Here is an 11,722-nt window from a genome sequence, read left to right as displayed (position 1 = left end):
CTAACTTTGCAGGAAACTTAATGCTCAGCCTAATCAGGTCGAGTCAAAACCCTAACGATTCTATCTCACGCCATAGCGATCATTTTTAGGAATAAAAATCATACCACGGATCGTGAGCCCATTGCCGGTCTTCAGGCCAAGCACCCCACTGCCACTCCCTCGGATCGTTGCGAGAGCCCTTGATGATTTCGGCAGGGAGATTGATGAAGTCGACCTCCTTCGTGGTATCGGCTCTAAGCAGAAACCGCACCTGACGACGTTCGGTTTTCTGCGTGCTGGTCACCGAGATATCGGCGATCACGGTGATATCGCCATCGCTGCGCGGATAGACTTTCAATTTCCCTGGGGTCTGGAAATTGGCAAAGCTCTTGCCGGGCTCTTTTTTATAGCTGCTGAATGCTTGGGCAGTTCCGAGATGCTGGCGCGGATACCACTCGCTGCGTTTGGTTTTGCTGGTGATCACCTTCACCCGATGCACGGTGAGCGACTTGTGGATGCCCTCCTTGCCCTCGGCTTCGATCCGCCAGCGGAAAGGACCGTCGAGGGTGGCCGCCCCCGCCATATACACCATGGCCGACATGCTGAAGCCTCCTTTTCCTCCCTCCGGTTTCACCGCGCTCCCCACCTTCGCGCCGTTGATCGTGACGGTGGAGCTTTTCGCATACGAGTGGCTCTTGGTGTAGAGATGGCCACAGGAAGTGACGATCAATGGCAGGAGGATTGAGAAATAGAGTTTCATGTTGTGATGGCTGGTCGCATGATAGGAGATGGCGCTTGGACGGTAAATGGTCACTCTTTCCCCTGTCACGACGACCTCTTGCCGAAGCCCAAGCAGCCACGCTAAGCTAATCATACCACAGATCTTGTAATTTCACCCGCGGAGCCAGCGTAATGCTCCGATCCATCCACCACACTATGAACATCACCACTCTCAGCAAACCTCTCCTCCTCACCCTCGCTCTATCCACCCTTCCCTGCCACGCCAAAGATCCTGAGGCAGCGAAGCAAGCGGCGGAAAGCCCTCAAGCCGGCGCCGTCTCCCTATTCGATGGCAGGACCCTCGATGGATGGAAGCTGGTGAACCCGAAACACGGACCTTACTGGTCGGTGCAGAACGGGGCGATCACCGCCTCGAATGGCGACCAGAAAATGCCGACCAATACCTTCCTCGCAACCACCAAGGAATACGGGGATTTTGAATTCACCTGTGATTTTCGCCTCAGTGGCGACCACGCCACCGGCCTCATCAACAGCGGGATCCAGTATCGCTCGTTGCTGAAAAACCATAAGAAACGGGGCATGGGGATCTCCGGATACCAGGCGGACATTGGCAAGGACTGGTGGGGCGGAATTTACGACGAACACCGTCGCGGCAAGCTGGTCAAAGGCAATGAAGCCGCATTGCGCGCCAGTGAAGGGTTCAAGGACGACAACTGGCACCGCTACAAAATCGTCTGCAAGGGCAATCAACACAAACTCTACATCAACGGCATCCTCACGGCGGAATACACCGAGAAAAACCCAAAGATCCCAGCCAAAGGCGTGATCGCGCTGCAGCTGCACCGCGGTGGCGTGGCGAAAATTGAATACAAAAACATCTTCATCAAGGAGCTGTAAGCGGGGCCGAGGAATGGGCCTTGGGGTTCGAGGCCGAGCGGAGTGCGGAATGAGGTCGTGAAGGATTAGCATCCTTCGTGGTCTAGCGCTTTGATGAACCACGCACCGACAAGAGTGCACACTCTTCGCTACGGATAGATTTATCCGCTACGTAGGTGGGGCGGTTACCAGGGAAGGATGGAGCCGTCGTAATACCAGAATTTTCCGGAGTCCTTCTTGGTGAGATTTTCGATCAGGGGGATCATTTTGCCGATGCTCTCTTGGGGAGTTAATTTCGCACGCTGGGTGCCCATGTCGGTTTTGTTGTGGCCGGGGGCCAGGGAGATGACGACGAAGCCTTTTTTGGTGAGCTCGCCGTGGAGGTTCCAAGTGACCATATTAACGCCGGTTTTACTCACGCTATACCCCCAGGCTTTACCGGGGCGCACGCTGAGCTGGCTGGATCGGGTGGATATGTTGATGATCTTCGGGGACTTCGATCGTTTGAGGTTCGGCAGTAAAGCCTGGGTGATGAAAATGGGGCCCATGGTGTTCACTTTGAAGCAATTCAGCATTTCCTCTCTGGTGAGGTTGTGGATGTTTGCCTTCCCCTTGCCCACCGACAAAGTGGGTCCAAAGTAGCCGGCGTTGTTCAGCAGGATATCGAGACGCCTGCCCTGCAACGATTCGGCCAGGTCGGCGATGTCTTGTTCGCTGGTGACGTCCAGCTTCACCACCTCGGAGCCGGTGGCTTTCAGTTCGGTCGCTTTCTCCGGTGAGCGGGCCGTGCCGATGACGTGGTAGCCTTTTGCCGCAAACTGCTTGGCAAACTCGAGACCCAGCCCCCGGTTGGCACCGGTGATGAGGACGGTCGGTTTGGCATCTTGTGCCAGAAGGCTGCCGATCAGAGAAAGCGTGCAAAGAAAGTGAAGAGCGAAGGTTTTCATTGTGGTTATGTTAGGGGTTAGACTTACGGAAGGAGCGGGGGCCATATTGCATGTATTCCACTAATCACACTACGACGATGGGAGTCATTTTCGAGCGCTCTGCAGGCAGCCTCGGCCACACCAGCTTTCGCCATGCATTGACATTGACTATTGCGGGGCACTTACCAAGGATGCGCGCATGGATAACTCGACCGCGATGTTTATTGTCATCGCCTTACTCGCTCTCTGGAATATTGATCTGATCGCTTCTTTACTGAACCTCAAGGCTCTCGACCCGACTCTGCCCGAAGAGTTCAAGGGGGTTTACGACGACGAAAAATACGCCAAATCCCAGGACTACACCCGCGTTTCCGAACGCTACGGCATCATCACCGCCACCTACAGCCTAACCGTGCTGCTGGTGTTCTGGGCGCTCGGAGGCTTTGGCTATCTCGACAGTTGGCTGCGCGGCTTCGGCTGGAGCGAAACGGTCACCGGCATCGTCTTCATCGGCGTCCTTTTCCTCGGCAACACTCTGCTCAACTTGCCCTTCCAGATTTACGATACCTTTGTCATCGAAGAACGATTCGGTTTCAACAAAACCACCCCCAAGACCTTCGCCATCGATCAAATCAAGGGGTCGGTGCTTGCCGCCCTGCTCGGCTTGCCACTGCTGGCTCTGGTAATCTGGATTTTTGGCGCGGTCGCCCATGCCTGGCTCTGGGCATGGCTGGCCTTCACCGCCTTCCAGCTGCTGATGATGTATCTGGCCCCGACCTTCATTCTCCCGCTGTTCAACAAATTCTCTCCGATGGAAGATGGCGAGCTGAAGACACGCATTCAGGAGATGTCGAAAAAATGTGATTTCCCACTGACCGAGATTCACGTCATGGACGGCTCCAAGCGCTCCACCAAATCCAATGCCTTCTTCACCGGCTTCGGCAAGCGCAAGAAAATCGCCCTGTTCGACACCCTGATCGAGAACCACGGCACTGACGAACTGTTAGGTGTGCTGGCTCACGAAATTGGTCACTTCAAAAAGAAACACATCATCCAGCGCATGATCTTTTCCATCGTTCAAACGGCGGTGGTCTTCTTCCTCTTGGGACTGGTCACCGATAAGTCGAGCGGCTTCGCGCGCGAGCTGTTTGATGCCTTTGGAGTGGAAGAAATTTCCATCTACGCAGGCCTAGTCTTTTTCATGCTGCTATTTGCCCCAGTGAGCAAGATCCTGGGAATTCTCGGCAATATCAACAGTCGGAAACACGAGTTCGAAGCCGATGCCTACGCGGCGGAAATTCAAGGCACTCCGGAGCATCTCATCACGGCGCTCAAGAAGCTCTCAGCCGACAACCTGTCCAACCTCACCCCCCACCCTTTTCCGGTGTTCATGGACTACTCACACCCGCCGATGATAGTGCGCCTGAAGGCACTGCGCCAGCTCGAGAAAAAGTAGCGCGGAGCGGCCTGCCGCATTACTTCACCTCGATAACAAAAGGCTTCATCGAGGTGTCGCCCATTTCCTTTTCCCAGATCACCTTGAAGCCGCGCCAGAGCATGTTTTTCGTGCCGTGCTTGGAATTCTGGAACTCCAGTTTGCCCTTTTTGTCTTCGGTCGAAAACAGCAGCTTCTTGCCCTCCATCGCGTCCATTTCAACGGAGAGTTCCAGCACACCTTCCTTGGCGTGTTCATCGGTGGCGAGATCCACCTCCTCGTAGGTTTTAAGCGAGACGCGTTTCTTATCGCTGGCGCGCACAAAGCGAACCTGGTCTTTTTTCATCCGCAATTTGGACTTTTCATCTTCGCCGCTGTACGACGACGGGCTGTACATCGCTGGCACGCTGACTTTGAAGCTCAGGTAAATTTTACCTGAGTCATCGAGCGTCCCCTTGTCCAGAATCCGACCATTCAAAATCGCGCCCTTGCGACTGTATTCAACGGTGACTTCGATTTTCGCATCGTCGGTGGTGTGAGCCGTGTATGTCACCTCCTTGTGATCCAGTCCGGCTTTCTGCTGAGTCGCAAAACCTTCATCATCTTTGAGCCACTTGCTGCGTCGCTTGCCGCTGGGATCTTCCACGATGATTTCCGTGTAGATCTTGATCGCGCGCGACGATCCGATCCGTTCCTTGTCGTTCCCCATCAGATAGAGCCACATCCGCCCCTCGTCATCGACCCCAAACTCAAAATCCCGCTGTTGGTGACCGGAGAAAAAACCTAACCAAGGCGAGTCATTCATGCCGGGGAGACGCTGGGAAAATCCCTCCCCTGAGCTCAGCAGCCAAAGACCAAGGACCGAGACAGCCGTCCATTTTTGTAAACCACGGCGACAACGTTGGAGCATTTTTACCACACACATAGCTGCTAGATTAGGATAATTCCATCGACCTGTCTATCGGGGAAATGCACCGATTGTGCCATCACCGACTTTTTATTGACGATTCACCGTTGCACCATCGCTGAATCTTTGAAGAATACCCATGCCAATTCATGAATAATCAAGAGCTCTCAGACAACATCGCCGCATCATGCCAGTGGATCCCAAAGGTGAAGGAGGAAATGGGAAAAGTGCTGGTCGGTCAGGCCGAATTGGTCGATCGCTTGATCGTCGGCCTCTTGTGCAAGGGTCACATCCTGCTGGAAGGTGTGCCTGGGCTGGCAAAGACACTGGCAATCAAGGCCCTCTCCGGCTGCCTGAACACCAATTTTTCCAGAATCCAGTTCACCCCCGATCTACTCCCATCGGACCTCGTGGGAACCATGATCTACAACCCGCGTGAGGCGACATTCTCCGCTAAGTTAGGCCCTATTTTCAGCAATATCATCCTCGCCGATGAAATCAACCGGGCGCCCGCCAAGGTGCAGTCGGCGCTGCTGGAAGCGATGCAGGAACGCCAGGTCACCATTGGCGACAGCACCTATAAATTGCCCGATCCCTTCCTCGTGCTCGCCACCCAGAACCCCATCGATCAGGAAGGCACCTACCAGCTTCCCGAAGCGCAGTTAGATCGCTTCCTGCTGAAAGTCACCGTTTCCTACCCCAGCCGTGAAGACGAGCTGACGATCCTCGATCGCATGGCCACCTCGGAACCCATTTACGAAACCAAACCGGTGGTCTCGGTGGAGGAAATCACCCAGAGTATCCAATTGGTGAACTCGGTGTATATCGATCCGGCGGTGCGCAAATACATCGTCGAGCTAGTGCACACCACACGTTTCCCAGCGAAAGTGGATACCGGTTTGAAAAACCTCATCCGTGCCGGTGCCTCACCGCGGGCAACCATTAACCTGGCCCTTGCCGCACGTGCCAAGGCATTCATGGCGGGTCGCTCCTTTGTAACACCACAAGACATCAAGGACCTCGGCCACGATGTCTTACGTCACCGGATTCTCCCCAGCTACGAGGCGGAGGCGGAGGACATCACCACCGATGCTCTGGTGGACCGTATCCTCTCGCGCGTTCCAGTCCCTTGATCCTCCCGGTCCGGGACACCGGAGTTCTCGATATTCTAACGACGTCGGTAAACGAGGGCCAGCATACCACCGAGTGCTAGAAGCAAAGTGGAACTTGGCTCAGGAACTGCCGATGCGCGATACTGACTGAATGCTTCAGACTCTGGCGAGTCGATGCTTGTGGCAAAGAGGATATCTTGGTTCCCAGGATCACCAACGTTTTCGATCGCCCACACATCCCAAGTGGTTGAAGTATAGCTGGTGGTTACGTCGACCAGTTCATCCAGCCAGGATTGCGCCAGAGCAACGCCTGCAGTCAAAGACTGGGAGCTTTGCTCACCCAAGTAAATCGAACCAGACGTGTTCAGAAGGCTCAGATCTACATCGTGAGTGACTTCCCAGAGTGCTAGCTGAAAAGCTTGGGAGGAAGGGCTATTTGCGGAAAATGTCCATTCCGAAAGGTCTGTGGACTGGTAATGGTTGTCGAAAAGTGCACGCACACGTGCAGCAGCAAGATCACCGATCCCGCCTGCAGGGATGGCACTTGATGCAGTGCCAATTTCTCCCGCACGCCCTGAGGCTACTCCCTCCACATCGTCAAGGTCGTAGGTGTAGCTTGAGGTGCTAACTGGCTCCGCCAGCTCGGTGCAGAAACTGGCGAAGGGCGTATCAAATGTAGTGGGAGTGCCAGCGATGCCTGTTACTTCGATTTGAAAGCCAATGGCGTAGCTCGATTGACTACCGGCCCCCGCGGCGTGCATGTTTTCATAGCTTGCGCCCGGGTTACTGGATTGTTCGAGAGTGAGGCTGAAATCGACAGTTTGAGCCGCCAATGGGCTGGAAATGGCTCCCAGGACACAAAATGCTGCCATGGGAAAAATTGATTTGTTATACATTTTTAAATACAAAGGGTGCGTTGCGCACTCCTTTTACTAAAAAAATAGATAAAGTCAACTTTTTCGTAATTTTAACACACAAAAATATATTACATATCAGTTACATATAATCCATTTTAAGCGAAGAGCCCTCGTTTACCTACTCACACACCATGGGTTTCAGGACTGGCCAACGCATGAGGCGCGGACACTGAGGGAAGAAAAACAGGTTTACACCGATGGAATGACGCGTTGACGGATGTGACCAATCCCCTCGATTCCCAGTTCCACATAATCGCCTGCGGACAAATAACGCGGAGGAACCATGCCCATCCCCACCCCTGCAGGAGTTCCGGTGGCAATGACATCCCCCGGCAAGAGCGTCATGAATTTTGAAATATAGCTGACTAGAAAAGCGACCGGGAACATCATGTCACCACTCCAGCCGTTCTGCCTCTTCTCACCATTGACCTTGGTCCACAGGCAGAGGCTTTGCGGATTTTTCAGCTCGTCGGTGGTCACCAGACAAGGCCCCATGGGAGCAAAGGTATCGGCGCTCTTGCCCTTCATCCATTGGCCACAGTGTTCTTTCTGCCACTTGCGCTCGCTGTAGTCGCACATCACCGTGTAGCCTGCCAGGTAGTCGAGAGCGTCCGCTTCATGGACATTGCTGGCCGTGCGTCCCACCACCAGCGCAAGCTCCACTTCGTAGTCGAGTTTAGTGCTTCCGTGCGGCAAGACCACATCGTCAAACGGACCGCAGCAGGAAGTGGTCGCCTTCATGAACAGCACCGGCTCATCAGGCACTTCCCCACCGAACTCCTTGGCATGGTCCGCGTAGTTTTTCCCCACACAAACCAGCTTGGAAGGTCGCACCACAGGAGCTCCCAAGCGGGTCTCAGGGTCGAGCCGGATTCCTCCGATACAGCCTCCGTCGACCCAAGACTTCAACGAGTCGAGTCCGCCGCAGGCAAAAAACGCCTCATCGTAATCAAGAAATTCGCCAGAAGCATCGATCAAGCTTCCGTCATCCAGCATAACTCCCGGATCTTCATGACCCTCTCCCCCGTGACGTATCAGTTTCATAATCTTATTGAGTGCACGGCGATCTGTTTAGCTGCGAGACGCATTCATGATTGGGAAAATAAGGCAGCCCCTTCTCCATCAGCTGGAAATGCGCCACCCCGTTCTTTTTTCCAGAGTAAATTGCCATCGGCACGGATTTCGAAAATCCCACCACTGCCCCCGATCAGAGTCACCTCTTGACCGGTCGCTTTTTCAATCTCAGCCGACACACGGTCGGCTTCAGGACGGTAGTTTCACTGTTCGCAATATTCGATTTCAATCGCCATGGCTGGAGTATGCACAAGACCACCCTGCTTTGTCACGAAGAAGCTACAGGAAATGGCGACTCGTCGGGACCAAACACCCGGACACAAAAAACCCCTTGATCGCTCAAGGGGGATTAAGAAATGGTCGGGGAGACAGGATTCGAACCTGCGACATCCGGCTCCCAAAGCCGGCGCTCTACCAAGCTGAGCTACTCCCCGTAGCCAATTAATTTGCTGTCCGTTCGGACGGCGGGCAGAAACTCCATGAATCGGGCCAAAGGATCAAGATTAAAGTGACACAAAAGGTGATTTTTTTTCATTCCCGTTCTATGAAATCAAGGATTCAGCACGTTCCCCTCGCCCTAGAACATTGACGAGCAAGCACTTTCCTTCATGATCTGGAAAAATCGTGTCTCAGGTAAAAATCTGCACCTAAACCCGTTTTTGTAGCCCTCAACTGCCGCTTTGGTCGCAAAATCTGCATTTTTGCGATCATGGCATAGTTTTTCACCATCAAATGTGACAAGATTGGCCGTTTGTGCTATCCAGAGGAGTGTGTGCGCCAATAGGTGTCACGCCATCAAAAAACATACAAACAACAACCCTATACTAATACCATGAAACTCAAATACATCCTCACCCTGCTCAGCGCCGCTGTGGTTTTCACTTCCTGCGACAAAGCCAAGGAAGCCTCACAAGACGCTGCGGATAAAGCCAAAGCTGCTGCCGAAGCCGCTGGTGAAAAGGCCGGCGAAGCCGCTGAAAAAGCTGGCGACGCTGCTAAAGAAGCAGGTGAAGCCGCCAAAGAGGCTGGTGCAGCCGCAGCTGATGCTGCAGGAGAAGCCGCCGATGGTGCTGCCGACAAGGCCAAGGAAGCTGCCGATAAAGCTAAGGACGCCGCTGGCGAAGCCGCCGATAAGGCTGGTGAAGCTGCAGAAGGTGCCAAAGACGCCGCAGGCGAGGCCGTCGAAGCCACTAAACAAAAAGCAAGTGATGCCGTGGAAGCTGCTAAAGAAGCAACCGGCAACACCGTGGAAGCAACCAAAGAGAAAGCAGCTAGCGCTCTCGAAGCAGCCAAGCAAAAGGCCGCTGAGGCAGCCGGTGCAACTGGCGCTGGTGAGTAATGGTTCCTCGGTGGATCGGTCCAAGGATTCATCCACCGAAACCATCGCATAACTGAACACTCGATCTATTCAAGCATCCGCTCCTGTTTATCAAGCAGGGGCGGATTTTTTTATACGCATTCGCCTCTAGCCAGTCGCTTTTTCCACCGAGCTCTCTGACGCGTAATTCATTTTCACAGGCTTGCAATCTGCCTACCTTTTCTTCATCTTCGCCGCACCTATGGAACTCACCGCCATCATTGAAGCGCTGCTCATCGCATCCGAGGATCCGCTGCCGATCTCTGAAATCGCTCGCTTGGTGCGCGCCCGCGTCGCCGAAGCCGAGGACGCACTGGCAGCAGACGCAGAAGATTATGATGCTGGGAGCAAACCGGAGCTTCCCGAGCACCTCAGTGTGCTTGGCAATCTCAACGAAGATGCGGTCACTCTGGCCATCGCCGAGCTCAACCACAACTACGAGATCACCGGCCGCGCATTTCTCTGTGCCGAGCGCGCCAAAGGCTGGAAAATCTACACCCGCCCGGATTATGCCGAGTTTGTCCGTCAGCTATTCCCCGGCCGTAAACCCAGCCGACTCAGTGGGCCGGCGATGGAGACACTCGCCATCATCGCCTACCGCCAGCCTGTCACCAAAGCCTCGCTCGAAGCCGTCCGCGGCGTCTCCTGCGATGGCATGCTGCAGAAACTTCTCGATCGCGAGCTGGTCAAGGTCGGCGGTCGGGCCGAACTGCCCGGCCGTCCCCTGCTCTACGAAACCACCGATCTCTTTTTCGAACACTTCGGCGTCAAGTCCGTGGACGAACTGCCCAACGCCGACGAACTGCGCTCGGTGAAATTGCCCGAGCCGAAGGACGTCGTGGAGGAAGACTCGGACGACTCCGCAAACAGCGATGACAAGGCCGAAGACGCCGACAATTTCACCGCCGAGGAGATTGAAAAACAACTCGCCCTCACCGCCGCAGGAGTCCCCAAGGCGGAGGCCGTGCCGGAGTCCGACTCCAAGGCCGCCGAATAAGACCGCATTTACCCATCTATAACACCACATCCATCCAGTGCCTCTCGACAACATTCGCAAACGGATCGACGAAATCGATCAACAGCTGTTAGACCTCCTCAACGCCCGCGCCGATATGGTGCACGAGGTAGGTGAAATCAAAAAAAAGGAAGGTCTCCAAATCTACGCACCCGAGCGTGAAACCGCCCTGCTCCAGCGCCTGGCCGCAATGAATCACGGTCGGCTGCCGGAGAAATCCATCCGCGCGATCTATCGCGAGATCATGTCCGCCGCCTTGGCGCTGGAAGACAACCTGACCGTCGCCTACCTCGGGCCGGAAGGCACTTGGACCCACCAGGCCGCGATCAAAAAGTTTGGCCACTCGATCCAATACACCGCACAACCAAATTTCGCCGATGTCTTCAACCAAGTCGCCCGCCGCAAGGCGCACTACGGCGTGGTTCCGATAGAGAACTCCACCGAAGGCGCCGTGTCCCACACGCTCGACCTCTTTGTCGATTCCCCCCTGCAGATTTGCGCGCAGGTGCTGCTACGGATCGAAAACGGTCTGATGGCCAGCATCCCACGCGAAGAGATCAAAACGCTCTACTCCCACCCCCAGGTATTCGGCCAATGCCGAAACTGGATCCTGCGTCACTTCCCAGAAGCCGATCTGGTGGAGGTCTCATCGACCACCAAAGCCGCCCAACTCGCAGCCGACAAAGCTGCCGACGGAGCTGCCGCACTGGGAGGCAATCTCGCCGCCGAACTCCACGGCCTCACCATGCTGGAGGAATCGATCCAGGATCGCGCCACCAACACCACCCGCTTCTTGGTCATCGGAGAGAAGACCTGTCCGGCCACCGGCAACGACCGCACATCCATCCTGTTCTCCGTCCACGATCGCCCCGGCTCCTTGGTTAAGGCCCTGCAGGCATTCGATAAGCTCAATGTCAACATGAGCAAAATCGAGTCGCGTCCATCGAAGCAGCGCGACTGGGAATACATTTTCTACGTCGACCTCGCTGGCCACTGCACCGATCAAGACGTCGCCGAGGCCCTCGACGAGCTGGAAAAACACTGTTCTCTGGTCAAAATGTTCGGTAGTTACCCCGACACCGAGGAGTGATCCAAAAAAACTGACGATTTAGTCAAATTAGATCTTGCAAAGATCCACGACCCACCCTAGCTTCCGCCCGCAGCCCGAAAGGGTAACCATTTCAATCGCGGGGTGGAGCAGCCAGGTAGCTCGTCAGGCTCATAACCTGAAGGTCGTAGGTTCAAATCCTACCCCCGTAACCAATTTAAAAAAGCCGTTCTCTTAAGAGGACGGCTTTTTTGTTATCTGTAATCATCGATTATCAAGTTTACATCATCGAAAACCCATCGGGCAAAATTTACATCGGCATTTCCGAAGATGTA

The 11,722-nt window shown here is 54.6% G+C and carries 11 protein-coding genes, 2 tRNA genes and 1 pseudogene; 7 read left to right on the top strand and 7 right to left on the bottom strand.

Going from position 1 to position 11,722, the window contains the following annotated elements; translation table 11 throughout:
• Nucleotides 1-85: 85 nt before the first annotated feature.
• Nucleotides 86-739, bottom strand: a complete 654-nt coding sequence (locus tag JO972_RS15945) for a hypothetical protein (RefSeq protein WP_309491082.1) — start codon at nucleotides 737-739, stop codon at nucleotides 86-88.
• 176 nt (nucleotides 740-915) lie between these two features.
• Between JO972_RS15945 and JO972_RS15940 the strand changes: the two genes are divergently transcribed.
• Nucleotides 916-1,617, top strand: coding sequence for a 3-keto-disaccharide hydrolase (locus tag JO972_RS15940; protein WP_309491081.1), 702 nt, complete (start codon nucleotides 916-918; stop codon nucleotides 1,615-1,617).
• A 164-nt stretch (nucleotides 1,618-1,781) separates the two neighbouring features.
• Here the strand turns inward: JO972_RS15940 and JO972_RS15935 are convergent, their stop codons facing one another.
• Nucleotides 1,782-2,543, bottom strand: a complete 762-nt coding sequence (locus JO972_RS15935) for an SDR family oxidoreductase (RefSeq protein WP_309491080.1) — start codon at nucleotides 2,541-2,543, stop codon at nucleotides 1,782-1,784.
• Between the two features lie 178 nt (nucleotides 2,544-2,721).
• Between JO972_RS15935 and JO972_RS15930 the strand changes: the two genes are divergently transcribed.
• On the top strand, nucleotides 2,722-3,978 hold the full coding sequence (locus tag JO972_RS15930; RefSeq protein WP_309491079.1) for a M48 family metallopeptidase: 1,257 nt from the start codon (nucleotides 2,722-2,724) through the stop codon (nucleotides 3,976-3,978).
• Between the two features lie 19 nt (nucleotides 3,979-3,997).
• Here JO972_RS15930 and JO972_RS15925 read toward each other — a convergent pair whose 3' ends face one another.
• A complete protein-coding gene (locus JO972_RS15925; RefSeq protein WP_309491078.1) occupies nucleotides 3,998-4,762 on the bottom strand; it encodes a hypothetical protein in 765 nt (254 codons plus the stop codon).
• 251 nt (nucleotides 4,763-5,013) lie between these two features.
• On the opposite strand from JO972_RS15925, the gene JO972_RS15920 reads away from it, so the two are divergent.
• Nucleotides 5,014-5,997, top strand: coding sequence for an AAA family ATPase (locus JO972_RS15920; RefSeq protein ID WP_309491077.1), 984 nt, complete (start codon nucleotides 5,014-5,016; stop codon nucleotides 5,995-5,997).
• A gap of 35 nt (nucleotides 5,998-6,032) precedes the next feature.
• On the opposite strand, the gene JO972_RS15915 is transcribed toward JO972_RS15920, so the two are convergent.
• The 4 genes and pseudogenes from JO972_RS15915 to JO972_RS15900 form a co-directional block, all read right to left on the bottom strand.
• Entirely contained in the window at nucleotides 6,033-6,872 is an 840-nt protein-coding gene (locus JO972_RS15915; RefSeq protein ID WP_309491076.1) for a PEP-CTERM sorting domain-containing protein, read from the bottom strand.
• A 210-nt stretch (nucleotides 6,873-7,082) separates the two neighbouring features.
• On the bottom strand, nucleotides 7,083-7,937 hold the full coding sequence (locus JO972_RS15910) for a fumarylacetoacetate hydrolase family protein (RefSeq protein ID WP_309491075.1): 855 nt from the start codon (nucleotides 7,935-7,937) through the stop codon (nucleotides 7,083-7,085).
• Between the two features lie 44 nt (nucleotides 7,938-7,981).
• A pseudogene (locus JO972_RS15905) lies at nucleotides 7,982-8,158 on the bottom strand (Rdx family protein); the annotation flags it as partial.
• A gap of 166 nt (nucleotides 8,159-8,324) precedes the next feature.
• Nucleotides 8,325-8,401 (bottom strand) — tRNA-Pro (locus JO972_RS15900).
• A gap of 398 nt (nucleotides 8,402-8,799) precedes the next feature.
• Between JO972_RS15900 and JO972_RS15895 the strand changes: the two genes are divergently transcribed.
• The 4 genes from JO972_RS15895 (at nucleotide 8,800) to JO972_RS15880 (ending at nucleotide 11,602) form a co-directional block, all read left to right on the top strand.
• Nucleotides 8,800-9,306: a hypothetical protein gene (locus JO972_RS15895; protein ID WP_309491074.1), complete on the top strand. Its 507-nt coding sequence runs from the start codon at nucleotides 8,800-8,802 to the stop codon at nucleotides 9,304-9,306.
• A 181-nt stretch (nucleotides 9,307-9,487) separates the two neighbouring features.
• On the top strand, nucleotides 9,488-10,321 hold the full coding sequence (gene scpB, locus JO972_RS15890) for an SMC-Scp complex subunit ScpB (protein WP_309491073.1): 834 nt from the start codon (nucleotides 9,488-9,490) through the stop codon (nucleotides 10,319-10,321).
• 37 nt (nucleotides 10,322-10,358) lie between these two features.
• Nucleotides 10,359-11,429 (top strand): prephenate dehydratase, encoded by a 1,071-nt coding sequence (gene pheA, locus JO972_RS15885; protein ID WP_309491072.1) that lies wholly within the window; start codon nucleotides 10,359-10,361, stop codon nucleotides 11,427-11,429.
• 96 nt (nucleotides 11,430-11,525) lie between these two features.
• A tRNA-Met gene (locus JO972_RS15880) sits at nucleotides 11,526-11,602 on the top strand.
• The last annotated feature ends 120 nt before the right edge of the window (nucleotides 11,603-11,722 follow it).

Source organism: Oceaniferula flava (assembly GCF_016811075.1).
Lineage (GTDB): Bacteria > Verrucomicrobiota > Verrucomicrobiia > Verrucomicrobiales > Akkermansiaceae > Oceaniferula > Oceaniferula flava.
Note: the sequence above shows the minus strand (reverse complement) of the source record. Positions and strands in the feature narration are given on the sequence as shown.

Bases quoted from the DNA above. Each gene is read 5' to 3' on its own strand.
- JO972_RS15945 (WP_309491082.1), bottom strand. From the start codon at position 739: ATGAAACTCTATTTCTCAATCCTCCTGCCATTGATCGTCACTTCCTGT.
- JO972_RS15940 (WP_309491081.1), top strand. From the start codon at position 916: ATGAACATCACCACTCTCAGCAAACCTCTCCTCCTCACCCTCGCTCTA.
- JO972_RS15935 (WP_309491080.1), bottom strand. From the start codon at position 2,543: ATGAAAACCTTCGCTCTTCACTTTCTTTGCACGCTTTCTCTGATCGGC.
- JO972_RS15930 (WP_309491079.1), top strand. From the start codon at position 2,722: ATGGATAACTCGACCGCGATGTTTATTGTCATCGCCTTACTCGCTCTC.
- JO972_RS15925 (WP_309491078.1), bottom strand. From the start codon at position 4,762: ATGAATGACTCGCCTTGGTTAGGTTTTTTCTCCGGTCACCAACAGCGG.
- JO972_RS15920 (WP_309491077.1), top strand. From the start codon at position 5,014: ATGAATAATCAAGAGCTCTCAGACAACATCGCCGCATCATGCCAGTGG.
- JO972_RS15915 (WP_309491076.1), bottom strand. From the start codon at position 6,872: ATGTATAACAAATCAATTTTTCCCATGGCAGCATTTTGTGTCCTGGGA.
- JO972_RS15910 (WP_309491075.1), bottom strand. From the start codon at position 7,937: ATGAAACTGATACGTCACGGGGGAGAGGGTCATGAAGATCCGGGAGTT.
- JO972_RS15895 (WP_309491074.1), top strand. From the start codon at position 8,800: ATGAAACTCAAATACATCCTCACCCTGCTCAGCGCCGCTGTGGTTTTC.